This window comes from Priestia sp. ST2 (assembly GCF_055810735.1).
In genome coordinates this window covers 495,886-513,419 of the sequence record NZ_JBVVNT010000001.1, presented here as the reverse complement: position 1 = coordinate 513,419, position 17,534 = coordinate 495,886, and the positions used below count along the sequence as shown (strand labels likewise).

Sequence of the window (17,534 nt, the reverse complement as noted above, 5' to 3'; positions counted from 1 at the left end):
ATATCATTTTTGTGGTAGTGGCTTTCCAATAATATTTCGACGTTTCTGTGAAGTCTTCCTCTCATTCTACAAGTTCGACATTTTTTCGAAAAACCTTGCTTGTTTTTCTAATTCACGACATTTTTCATAAAAAAAACAGGTAAGTGAAAATTACTTACCTGTTTGAGACATTGAATATAATTGTTTGACTTCATGCGCTGTAAGCTCACGAGCTTCTCCTGCATTTAATCCGCGTAAATCTAAAGGTCCGTAGCGTTCACGTTTTAATTTTAAGACAGAATGCCCAATTGCATCGAACATGCGACGTACTTGACGATTTTTCCCTTCATGAATCGTCAATTCCACAATCGCCGTCTGCTTGCTTTTATCAATAGAAAGAACTTTTGCACGAGCTGGTGCTGTTTTTCCGTCCTCTAGCATCACACCGCGCTGCAGCTGTCTGATTTTTTCACGACTTGGAATTCCTTTAATTTTAGCTACATACACTTTGTCCACTTCAAATTTAGGGTGCATTAGCTGATTAGCAAATTCACCGTCGTTTGTTAAAAGAAGTAAACCCGACGTATCATAGTCTAGACGTCCAATTGGATAAATTCTTTCTTCTACATGTGGAAAGAAGTCAACGACTGTTTTTCTTCCCTTGTCGTCGTTAGCAGCTGAAATTACGCCTCTTGGTTTGTATAACATAAAATAAACGGGCGCTTCGCTTTCTACAGGCACTTCGTCTACTTCAATTTTATCGTTAGGACCTACTTTCGTGCCCAATTCTCTTACAACTTTTCCATTTACTTTCACTCGGCCTTGGCCGATTAATTCTTCAGCTTTACGTCTTGATGCTACACCTGCGTGAGCAATCACTTTTTGTAATCGTTCCATTAACACTTCACCTCTTGTAACATCTTACTTGTTTACGAAGTAATACACAAGTGTATTTGCCACTCAGAGGTAGAATTTTCGATTTCTTACCGGCCAAACACAAGGATTACAATGACAACTGATGCAATAATTCCTACCAAATCTGCCAGTAAACCAACCTTCAGCGCATCTCCCATTTTTTTAATGCCAACCGCTCCGAAATAAACCGTTAAAATATAAAATGTGGTATCTGTACTTCCCTGCATGGTCGATGCCAAACGACCGATAAAAGAATCAGGTCCGTATGTAGAAATTAGATCCGTCGTGATACCAAGAGCAGCCGTTCCAGATATCGGTTTGATAAGAGCTAAAGGTACAATTTCAGCCGGAACGCCGACTGCTTGCAGCATAGGTTTTAAAACAGATAAGAAAAAATCAAGCGCTCCTGAAGCTCGAAAAATAGAGATGCTCACTAACATGCCGACTAAGTAAGGAATGATGGAAAAAGCAATTTGTAATCCGTCTTTCCCTCCCTCTACAAACTTTTCATACGTAGGAATTTTTTTATAGGTTCCATAAAGTAAAATGCATCCTACAATAAGAGGAATAAACATCAATGATACTTGATTAAGCATAGTCATTTTCGTTTTCCTCCTTTTCGTGTACGTCGATAATAAAAGAAGCGATCAATGATGATAGCTCCTATCGTAGCTACAACAGTTGCTAAAAGCGTGGTACCGACAATTTCAGTAGGATTAGCCGAGTTATACGTAATCCGAATGGCAATAACTGTGGTTGGTATAAGTGTTAAACTGGTTGTGTTAAGTGCTAAAAGTGTGATCATAGAGCGGCTTGCTTCGTCTCTATCGCCGTTTAGCTTTTTAAGCTGCTCCATCGCTTTAATGCCAAGAGGAGTTGCCGCATTCCCGAGCCCAAACATATTCGCCATCATATTGGACAATATGTACCCTAAGGCCGGATGATCTTTTGGAACATCAGGGAAAAGTCTTGTAATGATGGGTCGAAACAGTTTCGCTAACTTGTCGAGAAGCCCTGCACTTTGAGCAATATTCATCATCCCTAACCAAAAGACCAGCACGCTGATTAACCCAATGCTGATGGTCACTGCTTCGCCTGCTCCTTGAAAAATTGCTTTGTTTACATCACCAATTTTTCCATTTATAATCGCAAAAACAATTCCGATAATGGTCAGCAGCATCCAAATAACATTAACCATCTGTTTTGGCTCCAGACTGAATAAACATTAATCGCTTCACTTTATCAAAAAAACCTTTTTGCTGCTCGGACTGCTTTTCGAAATAAATTGGAACACTGTCAATCGTCTTTCCACTTCTATAAATATCGAGCTTTCCTACCACATTTGGAACTTCCCCTGTTTCTTTCCACTGCTTTTTAGGCTGAATTAACGTTGTTTTTACTTCTACAGAGCTTTGCTCTTTCTTTGTGAGCGGATAGACGACATTTCGTTTAATATACAGCTGATCTTTATAAAAAGAATCCTTTATATCTGCCAACTCGCCTTTTGCAGCTAAACTGGTCATATCATATTTATCAAATGCATTTTCATACATGGAAATGTGATCGTTCCAATCATCTGGGGCATTGATCGTTACGGCGATTAAATCCATTCCATCTTTTGTAGCAGTTGTCACAAGCGTTCGTTTTGCTAATTTTGTATACCCTGTTTTTCCGCCAGTACAGTATGCATATAGTGTTGTCAGCAGTTTATTTTTGTTTTTCCACACTCGATCCCATTTCTCTTCAGGATGCTTCATTCGATAGACTTTTGTTCCTGAAATCTCTTTGAAAATTTTATTATTCATTGCATAGCGCATGAGCAGAGCCATATCGTGCGCGGTTGAGCGATGATTTTCATGGTCGTCTAACCCATGCGGATTTTGAAATGTTGTATTTGTCATGCCAATTTCTTCTGCTTTTTTATTCATCAAATAAACAAATCCATCTTCGCTTCCTCCAACGGCTTCTGCGATAGCTACAGCAGCATCATTACCTGAACGAAGCATCAAGCCATATACTAAATCTTTTAATTTTATTTTTTCACCTTCAACTAAATACACAGAAGAACCTTCAACACCAACTGCGCTGTGGCTCACGGTAACTGTTTTATTTATTTTGCCAGATTCAATCGCCAGTATTGCTGTCATAATTTTTGTAATGCTAGCAATTCGGCTAACTTGATCTGCATTTTTAGCATATAACACTCTCCCTGATTTCTGTTCCATCAAAATAGCACTATGAGCACTTACGCTCCCTGCTGCAGATGATATGGAAGGCCAACCGCTGAGACATAGCAATACAATAAATAGATAGATGATACTTTTTTTGCTTCTTTTCATGTCATCCCCGTCCCTCTACCTGTTTGTACAAGTTTATGCTCGTCTTTTTTGGTTATGAATGAAAAGATTTGTCCATACAAAAAAGAACATAGAAAAAACTCTATGTTCTTTTACATTTTCACTTCATTTCTTGAAACGATTGAAAAAACAAGTCTGCTTCTTGATCGGTTCCTTCTTGTAATAAATCTTCTGGAAGCGGCGGCAGCTCTTCGATACTTTTAAGGCCAAAATAGCCTAAAAATTCTTTTGTCGTTCCGTATAAGATGGCCCGCCCTGCGCCTTCCGCTCGTCCCACTTCCTTTAATAAAACTTTTCCAATTAAAGTTTGAAGAGGTCTTTCCGTTTTCACTCCGCGAATCTCTTCGATTTCAGCTCTTGTAATTGGCTGCTTATACGCTACAATAGCTAACGTTTCAAGCGCTGCTTGTGATAATGATTGATTAGCGGGAGCTTCTACGAGCTTCTCAATATATGGTGCATAGTCTTTTTTTGTGACAAGCTGATAGGCCCCTCCTATTTCAACAAGTGTAACTCCTCTGAACTTACACTCTTGCTCTAAGCTCTCCAAAGCACCTTGAATGTCTTCATGAGGCTTTTCTATAATCTCAGCTAACCGGCTAATGGATAGACCTTCATCACCAGAAACAAAAAGTAAGCTCTCAATAATAGCCTGTAGATTATTCGTTGTCATTCCTCTTCATTCCTTTCTCGATACGATACATAAAGCTCGTCTAGATTGTGCTGCTGTTCCACAACGATTTCATTTTCTTTCATTAATTCCAGCACAGCTAAAAACGTTACAACAATATGATCACGCTCTTGATAAGGAAACAGCTGATAAAAACTTTTTTTCCCTTTAAAGACTTTTAATTCATTCACAATTTCACTCATGCGCTTGTCAATTGGAATGTCTTGCCTTGCTATTTTTGTCTGCATAGGCTTTTTATTTTGCTTTCGTTTCATCAACTTTTGAAAAGCACTTAGCATATCATACAGTGATATATCCAATCCTTCATCCTGAGGCTGCGTACGTTCTTCTGCATTTATTTGCACATTACTTGGAGGTTTTGTATACACATGACTTTGGTCTTCTTCCAGCTTTTGAAGCTCTACAGCCGCTTCTTTAAACTTTCGATATTCAATTAAGCGCTGCATCAATTCTTCACGCGGATCTTCTTCATCGACCATTTCAATTTCATCCATATCTTCTTCATACGTAGGCAGAAGCATTTTACTTTTAATTTGAAGCAAAGTTGCTGCCATGACTAGATATTCACTGGCAACGTCTAGCTGAAGCTCATTCATTGTATGTATAAACATCATATATTGCTCAGTAATTGTCGCTACTGGGATATCGTAAATATCAATTTCAAATCGGTTAATCAAATGCAGAAGAAGATCTAAAGGTCCTTCAAACGCATCTACTTTTACACTATACTCCACTTTTATCTCACCAACACTTTTCAATTGCTTATCATTTCTGCCGCTTTATATAACGTTACTATCATTAGTATAGAGGATTATAGACACATGTCCAATACAAATTAACGTAAAAATAGGTCATTTGCCCATACAAAAAGTTTAAACATACATATGATGTCAAGGTAATAAGATTTTGAAATGGCTGAAGGAGGAACTCGCATGGGTGAAAAATCTTGTGGATACGGTAGCGGTTTCGCTTTAATTGTTGTACTGTTTATTTTATTAATTATTGTTGGTTGTTCTTGCTTACGCTTCTAACCACACATATTGAATAAAAACAAACGTGTTCGCCATACCTTGAGCACGTTTGTCTCTTTAAAGGCACCGCGCTGATGAATAGCTAATTTTTGTGATACACTACATATAGAGCCTTACCAGGAGGGAACAAGATTGTATTCACAAGCCTATATTGATTATTTAGTTCATTTTCATGGCGACCGGGATTACTTTGAATGTCATGAACTGCTAGAAGAACACTGGAAAAAAGACCAAAGAGGACACCGCAATATTATTTGGGTTGGCCTTATTCAAATTGCTGTTTCACTCTATCATCATCGACGCCAAAATTTCGCTGGAGCCAAAAGAACGATGCAAAAGGCGCTGGCAATTTTAACGAAGGAAGAAGAAAATATTGCACAGCTTGGACTTAATTATCCTTCACTGCTTAAACTTCTTCGCAAACAATTAGCTTTAATCGATACCTATCAGCCATATAAAAGTATTAACTTGCCCATTGAAGATCCAGCATTATTACGAGCTTGCAAACAAAGAAGCACTGATAAACAGCTTGTCTGGTTATCAGCTTCTAATCTGCAAAATGATGCGATTGTTCATCGTCACAGCACGCGAGATCGGTCAGATGTGATTGCGGAAAGACAAGCGAACTTATTGGCAAAACAAAACAACAGGTAGCTTCTAGCTACCTGTTGTTTTATGATGACTAAGATGTGAAAGAAGCTTTCACACCTTACCTAATCATGCTTTTTTTATTCATCCGCCTGACACTTTTCATAAAACGGAGCGATGATTTCACTCGGCTTAATTTGTGCAGTCGTATACATTTCTTTAAGAGCTTTAATCATTTTTTTGCCAATGCCCTGTTGGCGGTGTGAAGGGTTTACACTGACGTGTTGAACCTCAATCAAACTTTTATCGAGCATGGAAATGCCAACAATCCCAATAATATCTTCTTCTTGCTTCCAAAGATACAGCTGCCAATGTTCGTTTTGCTCATATTCTTTCATCGTTTGTTGAAGTTTTTTTAAATCTTTTTCCGTAGGTACAAACGATAGAAGACCCATGGCAATTTTTTCATAGTTTCGTTTATAGCGAATAAGCATACGATTCTCCCTCGTCCTCAAACTTTCCTACAAATTAATGCGCTGCGTTTTTTACTGCTTTTATCATACAAAATTTATAAGTAAATAGCAATATTACACAAAAGCTTGTCCTATGTCATGCGTGTATGAGAAACCTAATCTATTACGCTTTTTGAGCTGTTGCGCGAAGAAAAAACGCCGTAACCCCCTGTAAAAGGTTGTTATGACGTTTTATCAGCTAATATCCATTTATAGCAGTATGCTCTTATTCTTCCCAGACTTTTACTTCTTTCATTACGTCGCCATTTTTCATTTTTAACACTGTATCAAGTCCTTCTGTTACTTTTCCAAATACAGTGTGAACACCGTTCAAATGAGGCTGTGGCTCATGAACAAGAAAGAACTGACTGCCGCCTGTGTCTTTACCAGCATGTGCCATTGATAGAGAACCCGCTTCATGTTTGTGAGGGTTTCCTTCTGTTTCACATTTAATTGAGTAGCCAGGGCCGCCAGCACCTGTACCAGTTGGGTCTCCTCCTTGAGAAACAAATCCAGGGATAACGCGGTGGAACGTTACGCCGTTGTAGAATCCTTCATTAGCTAACTTTTCAAAGTTTTCTACTGTTCCTGGTGCTTCGTTAGGAAATAAATCGATTAGAATTTTTTCGCCATTTTCCATTAGAATACTTGCTTTTTTCATATAAATGACCTCCAATATATGTATTAGTACCGCTATAGGCTCTGTTTTTCCTATCAAAGCGGCAAAACGTAAAAGTTGTAAGTGCCACCTAGAGTAGAACACTTACATTTATAAACTCACTCTATTCTACTACAAACAAGCTCATGAATTCAATGAATGCACTTCTTCACTTTCTTCTCGTAGGGATCTAAATAAAAAATAGTAGTTGTGAGATGAAACTTTTTATAGTATCATCCGTCTAATACAGTGACAGAGATACATAGATTTCATTTCATATAGAAATCTACGCCTCTAGACTGATTTATGGGAAAATGATGAATTGACTCTGTTACTTCAGACCTGCCCGTATTATAATAGGGCAAGTATGGGATTAAAGGAGGAAAAAGGTTTGAAATTAACGATAAAAGCAATGATGGTGACATTAGGTCTTCTTCTATTCCTAACCGCACCCTTAAAAAGTTTTGCAGATGCTGCTCCGGGCGATGTTATTATTACATTAGGTCAGGACTTAACCAGCTCTCAGAAGCAGCAGGTATTAAATGACCTTGATGCACCAAGCAATGCTCAAACAGTAACCGTGACAAACCAAGAAGAGCATGAATATTTAGGTGACTTTATTCCAAAGGCTACTATTGGATCTCGTGCTATTTCATCTTCTAGTATTACCCTTGGTTCAAAAGATTCAGGTTTAAGCGTATCAACTCAAAATATTAATGGTATTACAGACGACATGTATATTAATGCTTTGATGACCGCCGGCGTTAAAGATGCAAAAATCCAGATTACCGCTCCATTTGAAGTATCTGGTACAGCTGCTTTAACAGGTATTATGAAAGCATATGAAGTTCAAACAGATCAAAAAATCCCAGAAGAAGTAAAAAAAGCAGCCAATGAAGAGATGGTCCAGACATCTGAGCTTGGTGAAAAAATCGGTAAAGAAAAAGCAGCGCAGTTTATGGCAACGATTAAAGAAGAAATTGCCAAAGAAAATCCTCAAACAAAGGACGATTTACGCACGTTAATTCAGCGAGTGGCTGATGATTTAGGTATTAAATTAACAGATTCAGAGCTTAATACACTTGTTGATTTTTTCAATCGTTTAAAAGATATGAACATCGATTGGAATCAAGTAAAAGACCAACTTTCCGCGACAAAGGAAAAAGTAACAACATTTCTTCAGTCAGAAGAAGGCCAATCATTTCTTGATAAATTAAAGCAATTCTTTGTTGATATTATTAATGCTATTAAATCGTTATTCTCATAAAAAAAAGAGCCTCTTGAACAAGAGGCTCTTTTTTTTACGTTAATCACTCGTTACTTTTTTACCGTCACCTTGTATTTCACGTCATTTTTTACAATGTCTTCATACGTTTCGCGTTTTACGACTAGCTGTGCTTCTCCATCTTCCACGAACACGACAGCTGGCTTTGGCAACCGGTTATAGTGACTTGCCATAGAATAACCGTATGCCCCTGTACAAAACATCGCTAATAAATCATCTGGGTTTGCTTTTGGAAGGTGTACATCCCACATCAGCATATCCCCCGATTCGCAGCACTTACCCGCAATAGATACAAGCTCATCACTCTCATCATTCATTCGATTGGCAATGACCGCTTCATATTTCGCTTGATACAGCGCAGGACGGATATTGTCGTTCATTCCTCCATCAATGGCTACATATTCACGTACATTAGGTACATGCTTACGAGAACCAATTGAATACAGAGTCGTTCCAGCATCTCCTACAAGAGAGCGGCCAGGCTCAATCCAAATTTCAGGGATTTCTACCTCTAACTGTTTAGACTGCTTTTTGACCTCTTCTATAATAACTTCCACATACTGCGAAACAGGAATAGGCTGATCTTCTTCCGTATAACGAATGCCAAAGCCGCCGCCTAAATTTAATACTTGCGGAACAAATTCTATACGTTGTTTCCACTCTTTCATTTTTGCAAAAAGCTTTTGAGTCGCCATAATAAATCCGGTTGTTTCAAAAATTTGAGATCCTATATGACAGTGAATACCTAAAAGTTCTAGCCCCTTGCTATCTTGCACAAGACGCACAGCTTCGTCTGCTTGACCGTTTTGAAGATCAAACCCGAACTTCGAGTCTTCCTGCCCTGTCAAGATATAATCATGTGTATGAGCTTCAATTCCGGGTGTTAATCTGAGAAGAACAGGCATCTTTTTTTGATACTGTTCCGTTATTTCCTGAAGCAATGCAATTTCATAAAAATTATCAACTACAATGCATCCTACATCTTCTTTGATGGCCATTTCTAGTTCTGCTCGGCTTTTATTGTTTCCATGAAAATGAATCCGTTCTTTCGGAAAGTCAGCTGCTAAAGCCGTATACAGTTCTCCTCCCGAAACAACGTCTAACGAAAGACCTTCTTCATGAACGACTTGGACCATGGCAATTGTAGAAAAAGCTTTGCTTGCATAAGCGACCTGTGCTTTTACCCCATACTTTTCAAATGTTTCTTTAAACCCTCTAGCACGCTGCCGAATTAAAGCCACGTCATATACGTAAAGGGGCGTCCCAAAATTTGATGCTAATTCAACCGTATCAACTCCACCAATTTCAAGATGACCCTGTTTATTTATGCGACTTGTTCCGTGTAAAAACATGTTTAGACCCCGTTCCTGTGTATAGTGTAAAAAAGACAGTTAACGGCAATTCGCTGCTAACTGTCTAAATATTTATTATTTTCCATATTTAAAACAAATCTATCACATCTTCATACAGGTTTCAACCACATATTTTGTTTAAGGTTTTGCAGGCTGGCGGTCTTTGTCCTGCGGATGTACAATACTAGGACGCGGATTTGCTCCAGGAACCGGTGTACGAATAATAATCTGCCATAAAGCCTGCGGGTTGAATGGAAGAAACGGCCACAAATAAGGCGTATTCAACGATTTTAATCGCGCCATATAGAGAATGATACACGTTGTTGCAATAAGAAACCCTGGAGTATGAAAGGCCGCCACAAAAATTAACAGAAACAATCGCAGCATTTTATTTGCTACTGCTAACTCATAGCTTGGCGTTGCGAATGAACCAATTGCTGCAATAGCCACATACAAAATAACCTCCGGAACAAAGAGACCTACATCAATAGCAATTTGCCCAATAAGCGCAGCGGCAATCAAGCCCATCGCCGTGGCGAGCGGCGTCGGCGTATGAATGGCCGCCATCCTCAGAAATTCAATCCCAAAATCAGCTAGGAAAATTTGAACAACAGTTGGAATATTTGTTGCTTCGTTTGGTCCAATAAACTGCAATTTTGACGGCAGCAAGTCTGGCTCAAGTACAAATAACAGCCATAGCGGTAATAAGAAAAGAGAAGCAAGAATTCCTAAAAACCGTATCCAGCGGATAAACGTACCGACAGAAGGAGCCTGCCTGTATTCTTCTGCATGCTGCACGTGATGAAACAGCGTAGTTGGCGTAATAATAACGCTTGGAGACGTATCGGTAATAATGATCACATGCCCTTCTAGTACATGAGCTGCTGCTGTGTCCGGACGTTCTGTATAGCGTACCATTGGAAAAGGATTAATTCCTTGTTTGACTAAAAACTCTTCAATTGATTTGTCAGCCATCGGCAAACCATCTATATCAATTGCTTCCAGTTCATCTTTTATCAGTTTAACCAGCCCTGGATCAGCTACGCCATTTATGTACCCAATCGCTACGTCCAGTTTTGATCGTTCGCCTACCTTCATAATTTCAAAACGAAATCTTCCGTCACGAATTCGTCTTCTTGTTAACGCTGTATTGATAATGATGTTTTCAGTGTATCCATCTCGTGCTCCGCGAATCACTTTCTCTGTATCCGCTTCTTCAGGGGATCTGCCAGGATATGTACGCACATCGACTTCAAAGCCAACTTCTTCACCGTCAATTAAAACGAATAGCAGTCCTGATAAAACCGACACCATTCCATCATCCAGCGTCTTTAAAGGCTTGACTTGCTGATGAATAAGACGGTTTTCAACAATATCCTTTAGCTTTGCTCGTTCAACTTCATTATCATTAATTTGAACGAGCACTTTTGTAATTTCAATAATAAATGAACTATCGCACAGTCCTGTTACATAGTAAACATGAACTTCTCGATCCAGAATAAGTAGTTTACGCACGCCCACATCAAAGCTTGTATTCATACTAGCGTTTTCTTTGAACCACTGATCGTTTTTTTGTACTTTCGAAAAAATAGCTGTTTTCTGCTCTGCTAGCTTATCCAAACGAACCGCTCCTTTCTAAAATAAGTCTTGCTGCTTTTTCTGTAATAGGACATCCCAGTTTAACATCATCCATCCTAGCCATTTTGCCGATATCCCCTATTCCTACGACTAAGGGAATATCGAGCTGATCCAAGCAGTAAACTGTATCTCCATTAATTCGTCCGACTTCTAACTCTTGAATTCCGCTTTTATCCACGCCGTAATGCGATATTTCTCCAAAACGATCAATGGTTACATCCACTCTTGTCCATTCGCTTTGATGAGTACGTGACGCGACAGCGATCACTCCAAGAACTTCTACTTGAGGATGCTTTGCTACATGAAGCAAAGCAATTTCCCCAGGTCCTTCCTCTAAGAAACCGCTATCGTCAAACATTACAAAGACAGGGTCATATGGTGCTTGAAGAATTAAATCTACCGTTTGACTACCTGTTAACGTAGTAGGGTTTCCATATGACCTGGAAATGCATCTGCCACCAACCGCTTTAGCTACATGCTCAATTGCTTTGCGTGCATATTCATCCCCATCAGTTACAATAATGACCCTTCTTTTTTCCATAATCTTTTATCCTTTCGGTTTAAAGATTAACGCGATAATAAAAGCAAATAAAATAGCTGCTGAAATTCCAGCTGAGGTAAGTTCAAAAATCCCAATCCCAATCCCGATAAATCCATGGTCATCCGCTTGCTTCATCGCTCCGTGCAGCAAAGAATGACCAAAGCTTGTAATTGGAACCGTCGCTCCAGCGCCAGCAAATTCAATTAACTTATCATAAAGACCAAATCCATCTAAAATCGCTCCTGCAACTACAAACGAACTCATGACGTGTGCTGGAGTAAGCTTAGCAAGATCAAGCAGCAGCTGCCCAATAACGCAAATGATTCCTCCTACAGCAAAAGCTATTACATACTCCATTGATCATCCCCCCCCCCCAATATGTTCTAAGACGACGCCATGAGCAATTGTTGGAATTGACTCTTTTTGCTGAATCATCGTTGGACTTAAAAGAGCTCCTGTTGCCACCATAAACACTTTCTTTAAGTTTCCTGATTTTAATTCATTTAAAATATGCCCATACGTGACAATAGCGGAGCAGCCGCAGCCGCTTCCTCCTGCAAATACATTTTGATCAGGGCGATATACCATTAATCCGCAATCATTATGATTGGTTGATATATCGTAGCCTTCGTCCTTGAGCAGCTGTTTTAAGATTGGACTTCCTACACCTGATAAATCTCCTGTTAAAATAAGATCATACTCGCTTGGAGCAATGTTTAAGTCTTCCAAATGTCTTTGAATGGTATCTGCAGCAGCTGGTGCCATAGCAGAACCCATGTCGTTTGCATTTTTAATCCCGTAATCCATTACCCGACCAATCGTTGCAGACGTGAGACGCACAATACCTTTTTCTTTCGAGACCAGCGCTGCCCCTGCTCCCGTAATGGTTGCCGTTGCTGTATCTGGTTTTTGTCCTCCGTACTCCGTAGGATTTCGAAATTGGCGTTCAGCCGTTGCGTTATGACTGCTCGCTGATGCAATAACACGATTAGCAAACCCTGCATCTACAAGAGCTGCTCCCGTTGCGAGCGTTTCCATTGATGTGGAGCAAGCGCCAAACATGCATAGAAATGGAATTTGGTTATGTCGGGCTACAAAATTAGCCGTTACGTTTTGATTTAATAAATCTCCAGCCAAAAACAAATCAACGTCTTCATAAGATAAATTTATTTTTTGCAAGCAGGAATCAATAGACTCCGTCATAAGCCTTCTTTCAGCTAGCTCCCAGTTGTCTTCTTCACAGTGCAAATCTTTATGTGTAATATCAAATGTTTCTCCTAACGGTCCATCTGCTTCTTTTGGTCCTACAGCTGTTCCTGTGGCATTAATATAAATAGGGTTTTCATAAACCCACGTTTGCTTTCCAGTTTTTCTCATAATCCCCCTCTTTTCATAGCAAATAAGTTTTAAAAAGGTAGCGAATGATTCCTACAACGTAAGCCGAAACCGTCCCAAATACAATGACGTTTCCAGCCAGTTTGAACATGTTCGTCGCAATTCCAAGAACAATCCCTTCACTTCGATGTTCAAGCGCTGCACTCGTCATGGAATTGGCAAAACCCGTAACAGGAACAGCTGAACCTGCACCTGCGAATTGACCAATACGATCGTATATCCCAAACCCGGTTAAAAGCGCAGATATTAAAATAAGGGTTGCAACGGTAGGATTACCTGCATTTTTTTCATTAAAGTCAAAAAATGCAATATAGAAATTTTGAATTGCCTGTCCTAATGTACAAATGATTCCCCCTACCAAAAAGGCTTTTAGGCAATTTGCCACATATGAAGGTTTAGGCTGAAATGGTTTAATGCTTTCTTGATAGTTATCTTTTAATTTTTGATTATTTGCCATGTTACATACATCCTTTTCTTATTGATTAACAAAATAAATCCAATGAAATAATGATCCGCATACTTTGCCTAGTACAATGGCCATTAACAATAAAATAAGCTTGCCTTCCATCCCTATTCGTTTCGTTAACGTCGGCAATACATTAAGCACTTCTGTTAACGCTGCTGCCAGCATCCCAATAAAAATACCGCTCGTTAGACCTATGATCATAATAAGCACCGCAGGAAACTGCCACGTGTATTGATGAAGACTGCACCACCCGCCTGTAACAGCGCCACCCACCACTCCCCATTCATATGCTTGAATATATTTCATGGTTTTGGTCAGCTGCATCAAACGCGGAATAATGCCCAGCACCGTTAAAAATGCTACAAACCCAGCACCTGCAGCCAGTCCTCCCGCAAGTCCAATTACAATGGTCATCACAATGTTAATGATCATCAATTTTTTTCATACTTTCTTTATTCTCGTGCATAATGACGTATTGATCTAAGTCTTGCTGGTAATTAAACATTTCGACTTCGAGAGGACTAGGCTCTTCATTAATTCGTTTTCTAAAGACATGGTTAAAAAACAGAATCATTCCTAGGCCTAAACCGATAGAGTAAGGTACTTGAATCAGCAAAGGCTGCTTATCTCTCAGACCGGTCAGCATATAGAACAATTTTTGATGGACTTGTCTCATACTCACATCTTCGTGAAAGTTCATAATTGCCAAAGCAGCTCCGATGAAGAGAAGAAACCAAACAGCTAGAAAAAACAAAAAGGAATATTGTTTCTTTTTATACACGACCTCTACAATCGTTTGAGCGGGTCCAATCGTCTGAATGTCTAAATGCGGATACCGAGAGGCAACTTTTTCAATTACCTTCATTAAATCAACAATGATAATATTTCGATCACTCATACTTACTTGATATACAACTAGCTTTTCAATTTGCTTTTGAACAGAATCTCCTGCTATAACCATTGCTAATTGTCCAATATTTACAGCTTCATCAGGTTTTACTTGAATACGATGTCTCATTTTAAGATAAAGAACGTTTTCCATTCATATCACACCTTACGATTCATTATCTCCCTGTACGTGTAGTATGGATTTTCTTAAATTTTCTAATTCACGTTTCTGAACAGACCATTAATTACCAAATAAAAAAAGCAATCCGTTTCACTATTCTTCTTTGAATAGCAAAACGGATTGCTTCTTAAGTATTACGTATCATTCATATGCAGCTTCATTTGTTTTAAGATTTTCTTCTCAAGCCTCGATACCTGAACTTGAGAAATTCCCAGCCTTGCGGCCACTTCGGACTGAGTTTGATCTTTGTAATACCTCAAATAGACAATGAGCTTTTCACGCTCATCAAGTTCTTCAATTGCTTCTTTTAAGGCAATTTTATCAAACCACTTCGCTTCCGTATGATCAGCAATTTGGTCAAGAAGGGTAATTGGATCTCCATCATTTTCATAGACGGTCTCGTGAATAGACGAAGGAGCACGATTAGCTTCTTGAGCTAGCACTACTTCTTCAGGAGTGAGATCCAAATGTTCTGCAACCTCAGCGACTGTAGGGACGCGTCCAAGTAATTTGGAAAGCTCGTCTTTTGCCTTACGTATTTTATTGCTCATTTCTTTCAGAGAACGGCTAACTTTTACCGTGCCATCATCACGAATAAATCGCTGAATTTCACCAATAATCATTGGAACAGCATATGTTGAAAATTTAACATCATACGATAAGTCAAATTTATCAACGGACTTTAATAGCCCTATGCACCCAATTTGAAATAAATCATCGGGCTCATAACCACGGTTAATAAAACGTTGAACAACCGACCAAACGAGCCGCATATTTTTTTGGACAATTGTATCTCGTGCAATTTGATCACCTTGCTGACTGCGCTTGATGAGGTCTTTAACTTCATGATCCTTTAAATACGGTTCGTTTTTATTTTTTTTGACCTCCACATCCATTGGCAAGTCTCCTTAATTACATAGCGCTTTACTATTTGTTAAGTGCTTTTTTAAATATAAGGTCGTACCTTCTAATACAGTAGACTCCACTCGAATTTCGTCCATAAAGTTTTCCATTATGGTGAAACCCATTCCAGAACGTTCTAGATCTGGTTTGGTTGTGTATAAAGGCTGCTTGGCTTCATCCACGTTATCGATACCAATTCCTTCATCACGAATCATCAGCTCGACTACACCGTCTTCATGAAGCGTCACAGAAATATATACCACACCATCCGGATTGCTTTCGTAGCCGTGAATAATAGCATTTGTTACTGCTTCAGATACGACTGTTTTAATTTCTGTTAACTCATCCATTGTTGGATCTAACTGCGTAATAAATGATGCTACCGTGACGCGGGCAAACGATTCATTTTGACTAAGCGCGGAAAATTGGAGGTTCATTTGATTTTTCATTATGCCACCCCCAATTTTTGAAGCGCGTTTTCTTCATTAGGTTCAAAACGAATAATTTTAAATAAGCCTGACATATTAAACAAACGTTCTACGGCGGGAGAAATAGCGCATACAACCATTTCCCCGCCGTTATTATGAACCTGTTTGTATCTCCCTAAAATAACCCCCAAGCCAGAGCTGTCCATAAAGGTTAAATGCTGTAAATTTAAAATCAAATGGCTGATAGATTCCTTCTCTATCGCTTCGGTGATTTTGCTTCTTAGCTCTTCTGCCGTATGATGATCTAATTCTCCTGTTAATCGAACCAACAAGACATCTTGTTTGAATTCCAATTCAATCGAAAGACTCACTATACAAACCTCCTCGGAAATCTTATAGTCAGTCTTTCGCTGCCGACAGAATAGAATCCTTCTCACCGACAAAACTAGTTCTATTTCGTCACATTTAGCTGTTTAAGATGTTTGAGAGAAAATAGAGAATGTACGTTTGAATATCTTCCACCAAGAAGCAGCATCAATATCTTCTTTTGCAAGAAGCGGTGAAGAACTAACTACTTTGTTATCCTTCTTAATGGTCAACATTCCAATTTTGTCGCCTTTTTGAATAGGCGCATTTAGCTTCTCGTTCATTTTCACTTCTGTTTTAACGTCTTTGGCTGCATTTCCTTTTTTCAATAAAACCGAAATAGGCTCGGACGTAACAGCTGTTACCTGATCTTCGCTACCCTTGTTTACATCTATCTTGGTAATAACGTCTCCTTTTTTGTATAAAGGCTTCGTTGTATATTGACTGAATGCGTAGTCTAACATTTTGGTTACTTGATTATTGCGATCTTTTGGCGTGCTTGCACCGAATACAACCGCTAACACACGCATATTTCCCTTTTTAGCGGTAGCTGTCAGGCAATACTTAGCTTGACCTGTAAATCCGGTTTTGAGTCCATCAACGCCGGGATAAAACTTTACTAAGCGATTTGTATTTACTAACCAAAACTTCTTATCTGTATCCGTGCGCAAATAAGCTTCGTATTTACTTGTATAGTTAATAATTTTTTCATACTTTAGCAGCTCTCTGCCCATCATGGCCATATCATGAGCTGTACTATAGTGATTTTCTACAGGCAGGCCTGTCGGATTTTGAAATTTTGTATGAGTCAAACCAAGCTCTTTGGCTTTTTGGTTCATCTTTGCTACAAATTTTTCTTCTGATCCAGCTAAATATTCAGCCATTGCCATAGAAGCATCGTTACCGGAACCTATCGCAATCCCTTTTAGCAAATCATTTACCGTCATTTCTTCTCCGGGCTCTAAAAAGATTTGTGAGCCTCCCATTGAAGCGGCATATTCACTTGCCCGCACTTTATCTTTTAAGGTAATTTTCCCTTTATCCAAAGCCTCCATAATTAAAATCATTGTCATAATTTTAGTCATACTGGCAGGGGGAAGTTCTTGATTACTATTTTTTTCGTATAGAATTTTCCCTGTATCCCGTTCAATTAAAATAGCTGACCTAGCACTGTCAGCAAGCTCGGAATTCTTTTTTTCTGCGGCTAAAACAGGTTGCGTCATAAGTGGAAATAAAAATATGACAACGAGTAACTTTACAATAGTTCGCTTCATCTCCACAAACCTCCATTCTTTATACAACCTATTTTTTCCAAGGTATAATCGATTTATACTAAGGGAAATAAAAAAAGCATCGAGAA

The 17,534-nt window shown here is 39.0% G+C and carries 23 protein-coding genes; 3 read left to right on the top strand and 20 right to left on the bottom strand.

The features are described from left to right. Positions 1-150 precede the first annotated feature (150 nt). The 6 genes from AC0KUU_RS02650 to AC0KUU_RS02625 form a co-directional block, all read right to left on the bottom strand. The gene (locus AC0KUU_RS02650) at positions 151-876 is read right to left on the bottom strand and encodes a pseudouridine synthase (RefSeq protein WP_013059055.1); all 726 of its coding nucleotides are present in this window, start codon (positions 874-876) and stop codon (positions 151-153) included. 86 nt (positions 877-962) lie between these two features. Beyond that, on the bottom strand, positions 963-1,496 hold the full coding sequence (locus AC0KUU_RS02645) for a spore maturation protein (RefSeq protein WP_013084923.1): 534 nt from the start codon (positions 1,494-1,496) through the stop codon (positions 963-965). Next, positions 1,493-2,092 carry a nucleoside recognition domain-containing protein gene (locus AC0KUU_RS02640; protein WP_043976337.1) on the bottom strand — a complete coding sequence of 200 codons (600 nt, stop codon included), beginning with the start codon at positions 2,090-2,092 and terminating at the stop codon, positions 1,493-1,495. Before AC0KUU_RS02640 ends, AC0KUU_RS02645 begins: the two co-directional genes overlap by 4 nt. Then, a complete protein-coding gene (locus tag AC0KUU_RS02635; protein ID WP_322552417.1) occupies positions 2,085-3,233 on the bottom strand; it encodes a D-alanyl-D-alanine carboxypeptidase family protein in 1,149 nt (382 codons plus the stop codon). Before AC0KUU_RS02635 ends, AC0KUU_RS02640 begins: the two co-directional genes overlap by 8 nt. A gap of 118 nt (positions 3,234-3,351) precedes the next feature. Then, positions 3,352-3,924 (bottom strand): SMC-Scp complex subunit ScpB, encoded by a 573-nt coding sequence (gene scpB / locus AC0KUU_RS02630; protein ID WP_013084925.1) that lies wholly within the window; start codon positions 3,922-3,924, stop codon positions 3,352-3,354. Then, the gene (locus AC0KUU_RS02625; protein WP_080781556.1) at positions 3,921-4,676 is read right to left on the bottom strand and encodes a segregation/condensation protein A; all 756 of its coding nucleotides are present in this window, start codon (positions 4,674-4,676) and stop codon (positions 3,921-3,923) included. Before AC0KUU_RS02625 ends, scpB begins: the two co-directional genes overlap by 4 nt. 198 nt (positions 4,677-4,874) lie before the next feature. Here AC0KUU_RS02625 and AC0KUU_RS02620 point away from each other — a divergent pair, with 198 nt between their 5' ends. Beyond that, positions 4,875-4,973: a YjcZ family sporulation protein gene (locus tag AC0KUU_RS02620; RefSeq protein WP_170836726.1), complete on the top strand. Its 99-nt coding sequence runs from the start codon at positions 4,875-4,877 to the stop codon at positions 4,971-4,973. A gap of 132 nt (positions 4,974-5,105) precedes the next feature. Next, positions 5,106-5,627, top strand: coding sequence for a DUF309 domain-containing protein (locus tag AC0KUU_RS02615; RefSeq protein ID WP_043976333.1), 522 nt, complete (start codon positions 5,106-5,108; stop codon positions 5,625-5,627). 74 nt (positions 5,628-5,701) lie between these two features. Here AC0KUU_RS02615 and AC0KUU_RS02610 read toward each other — a convergent pair whose 3' ends face one another. Further along, positions 5,702-6,055 carry a GNAT family N-acetyltransferase gene (locus AC0KUU_RS02610; protein ID WP_013059063.1) on the bottom strand — a complete coding sequence of 118 codons (354 nt, stop codon included), beginning with the start codon at positions 6,053-6,055 and terminating at the stop codon, positions 5,702-5,704. A 244-nt stretch (positions 6,056-6,299) separates the two neighbouring features. Then, on the bottom strand, positions 6,300-6,734 hold the full coding sequence (locus AC0KUU_RS02605; RefSeq protein ID WP_013059064.1) for a peptidylprolyl isomerase: 435 nt from the start codon (positions 6,732-6,734) through the stop codon (positions 6,300-6,302). Between the two features lie 388 nt (positions 6,735-7,122). Here AC0KUU_RS02605 and AC0KUU_RS02600 point away from each other — a divergent pair, with 388 nt between their 5' ends. Next, on the top strand, positions 7,123-7,998 hold the full coding sequence (locus AC0KUU_RS02600; protein WP_013059065.1) for a DUF1002 domain-containing protein: 876 nt from the start codon (positions 7,123-7,125) through the stop codon (positions 7,996-7,998). A gap of 50 nt (positions 7,999-8,048) precedes the next feature. Here AC0KUU_RS02600 and lysA read toward each other — a convergent pair whose 3' ends face one another. From lysA to AC0KUU_RS02540, 12 genes are all read right to left on the bottom strand, one after another. Then, on the bottom strand, positions 8,049-9,368 hold the full coding sequence (gene lysA / locus AC0KUU_RS02595) for a diaminopimelate decarboxylase (protein WP_043976330.1): 1,320 nt from the start codon (positions 9,366-9,368) through the stop codon (positions 8,049-8,051). A gap of 138 nt (positions 9,369-9,506) precedes the next feature. Continuing rightward, on the bottom strand, positions 9,507-10,988 hold the full coding sequence (locus tag AC0KUU_RS02590; protein WP_043976329.1) for a spore germination protein: 1,482 nt from the start codon (positions 10,986-10,988) through the stop codon (positions 9,507-9,509). Continuing rightward, entirely contained in the window at positions 10,981-11,547 is a 567-nt protein-coding gene (spoVAEA, locus tag AC0KUU_RS02585) for a stage V sporulation protein SpoVABEA (RefSeq protein WP_043976326.1), read from the bottom strand. Before spoVAEA ends, AC0KUU_RS02590 begins: the two co-directional genes overlap by 8 nt. 6 nt (positions 11,548-11,553) lie before the next feature. Beyond that, positions 11,554-11,904, bottom strand: a complete 351-nt coding sequence (gene spoVAE, locus AC0KUU_RS02580) for a stage V sporulation protein AE (protein ID WP_013059069.1) — start codon at positions 11,902-11,904, stop codon at positions 11,554-11,556. Between the two features lie 3 nt (positions 11,905-11,907). After that, a complete protein-coding gene (spoVAD, locus tag AC0KUU_RS02575) occupies positions 11,908-12,924 on the bottom strand; it encodes a stage V sporulation protein AD (RefSeq protein WP_322552418.1) in 1,017 nt (338 codons plus the stop codon). 13 nt (positions 12,925-12,937) lie between these two features. Continuing rightward, a complete protein-coding gene (gene spoVAC / locus AC0KUU_RS02570) occupies positions 12,938-13,399 on the bottom strand; it encodes a stage V sporulation protein AC (protein ID WP_025750442.1) in 462 nt (153 codons plus the stop codon). A gap of 18 nt (positions 13,400-13,417) precedes the next feature. Next, on the bottom strand, positions 13,418-13,840 hold the full coding sequence (locus AC0KUU_RS02565) for a stage V sporulation protein AB (protein ID WP_014458301.1): 423 nt from the start codon (positions 13,838-13,840) through the stop codon (positions 13,418-13,420). Continuing rightward, positions 13,830-14,450: a stage V sporulation protein AA gene (locus AC0KUU_RS02560; RefSeq protein ID WP_043976321.1), complete on the bottom strand. Its 621-nt coding sequence runs from the start codon at positions 14,448-14,450 to the stop codon at positions 13,830-13,832. The genes AC0KUU_RS02565 and AC0KUU_RS02560 overlap by 11 nt, the downstream gene beginning before the upstream one ends. Positions 14,451-14,611: 161 nt before the next feature. Beyond that, complete coding sequence (gene sigF / locus AC0KUU_RS02555; protein WP_013059074.1) at positions 14,612-15,373, bottom strand: RNA polymerase sporulation sigma factor SigF; 762 nt, start codon at positions 15,371-15,373, stop codon at positions 14,612-14,614. Positions 15,374-15,385: 12 nt separating this feature from the next. Continuing rightward, positions 15,386-15,829, bottom strand: coding sequence for an anti-sigma F factor (gene spoIIAB, locus AC0KUU_RS02550; protein ID WP_013084935.1), 444 nt, complete (start codon positions 15,827-15,829; stop codon positions 15,386-15,388). Continuing rightward, a complete protein-coding gene (spoIIAA, locus tag AC0KUU_RS02545) occupies positions 15,829-16,179 on the bottom strand; it encodes an anti-sigma F factor antagonist (RefSeq protein ID WP_013084936.1) in 351 nt (116 codons plus the stop codon). The genes spoIIAB and spoIIAA overlap by 1 nt, the downstream gene beginning before the upstream one ends. Positions 16,180-16,281: 102 nt before the next feature. Further along, the gene (locus tag AC0KUU_RS02540) at positions 16,282-17,448 is read right to left on the bottom strand and encodes a D-alanyl-D-alanine carboxypeptidase family protein (RefSeq protein ID WP_025750447.1); all 1,167 of its coding nucleotides are present in this window, start codon (positions 17,446-17,448) and stop codon (positions 16,282-16,284) included. Between the last annotated feature and the right edge of the window lie 86 nt (positions 17,449-17,534).

What these genes read in the sequence shown, in the direction of transcription:
- spoVAC (WP_025750442.1), bottom strand. Translation starts at nt 13,399, where the DNA reads ATGGCAAATAATCAAAAATTAAAAGATAACTATCAAGAAAGCATTAAA.
- AC0KUU_RS02605 (WP_013059064.1), bottom strand. Translation starts at nt 6,734, where the DNA reads ATGAAAAAAGCAAGTATTCTAATGGAAAATGGCGAAAAAATTCTAATC.
- sigF (WP_013059074.1), bottom strand. Translation starts at nt 15,373, where the DNA reads ATGGATGTGGAGGTCAAAAAAAATAAAAACGAACCGTATTTAAAGGAT.
- spoIIAB (WP_013084935.1), bottom strand. Translation starts at nt 15,829, where the DNA reads ATGAAAAATCAAATGAACCTCCAATTTTCCGCGCTTAGTCAAAATGAA.
- AC0KUU_RS02540 (WP_025750447.1), bottom strand. Translation starts at nt 17,448, where the DNA reads ATGAAGCGAACTATTGTAAAGTTACTCGTTGTCATATTTTTATTTCCA.
- AC0KUU_RS02635 (WP_322552417.1), bottom strand. Translation starts at nt 3,233, where the DNA reads ATGAAAAGAAGCAAAAAAAGTATCATCTATCTATTTATTGTATTGCTA.
- scpB (WP_013084925.1), bottom strand. Translation starts at nt 3,924, where the DNA reads ATGACAACGAATAATCTACAGGCTATTATTGAGAGCTTACTTTTTGTT.
- AC0KUU_RS02650 (WP_013059055.1), bottom strand. Translation starts at nt 876, where the DNA reads ATGGAACGATTACAAAAAGTGATTGCTCACGCAGGTGTAGCATCAAGA.
- AC0KUU_RS02560 (WP_043976321.1), bottom strand. Translation starts at nt 14,450, where the DNA reads ATGGAAAACGTTCTTTATCTTAAAATGAGACATCGTATTCAAGTAAAA.
- AC0KUU_RS02640 (WP_043976337.1), bottom strand. Translation starts at nt 2,092, where the DNA reads ATGGTTAATGTTATTTGGATGCTGCTGACCATTATCGGAATTGTTTTT.
- lysA (WP_043976330.1), bottom strand. Translation starts at nt 9,368, where the DNA reads ATGTTTTTACACGGAACAAGTCGCATAAATAAACAGGGTCATCTTGAA.
- spoVAE (WP_013059069.1), bottom strand. Translation starts at nt 11,904, where the DNA reads ATGGAGTATGTAATAGCTTTTGCTGTAGGAGGAATCATTTGCGTTATT.
- AC0KUU_RS02620 (WP_170836726.1), top strand. Translation starts at nt 4,875, where the DNA reads ATGGGTGAAAAATCTTGTGGATACGGTAGCGGTTTCGCTTTAATTGTT.
- spoVAD (WP_322552418.1), bottom strand. Translation starts at nt 12,924, where the DNA reads ATGAGAAAAACTGGAAAGCAAACGTGGGTTTATGAAAACCCTATTTAT.
- spoVAEA (WP_043976326.1), bottom strand. Translation starts at nt 11,547, where the DNA reads ATGGAAAAAAGAAGGGTCATTATTGTAACTGATGGGGATGAATATGCA.
- AC0KUU_RS02610 (WP_013059063.1), bottom strand. Translation starts at nt 6,055, where the DNA reads ATGCTTATTCGCTATAAACGAAACTATGAAAAAATTGCCATGGGTCTT.
- AC0KUU_RS02565 (WP_014458301.1), bottom strand. Translation starts at nt 13,840, where the DNA reads ATGATCATTAACATTGTGATGACCATTGTAATTGGACTTGCGGGAGGA.
- AC0KUU_RS02645 (WP_013084923.1), bottom strand. Translation starts at nt 1,496, where the DNA reads ATGACTATGCTTAATCAAGTATCATTGATGTTTATTCCTCTTATTGTA.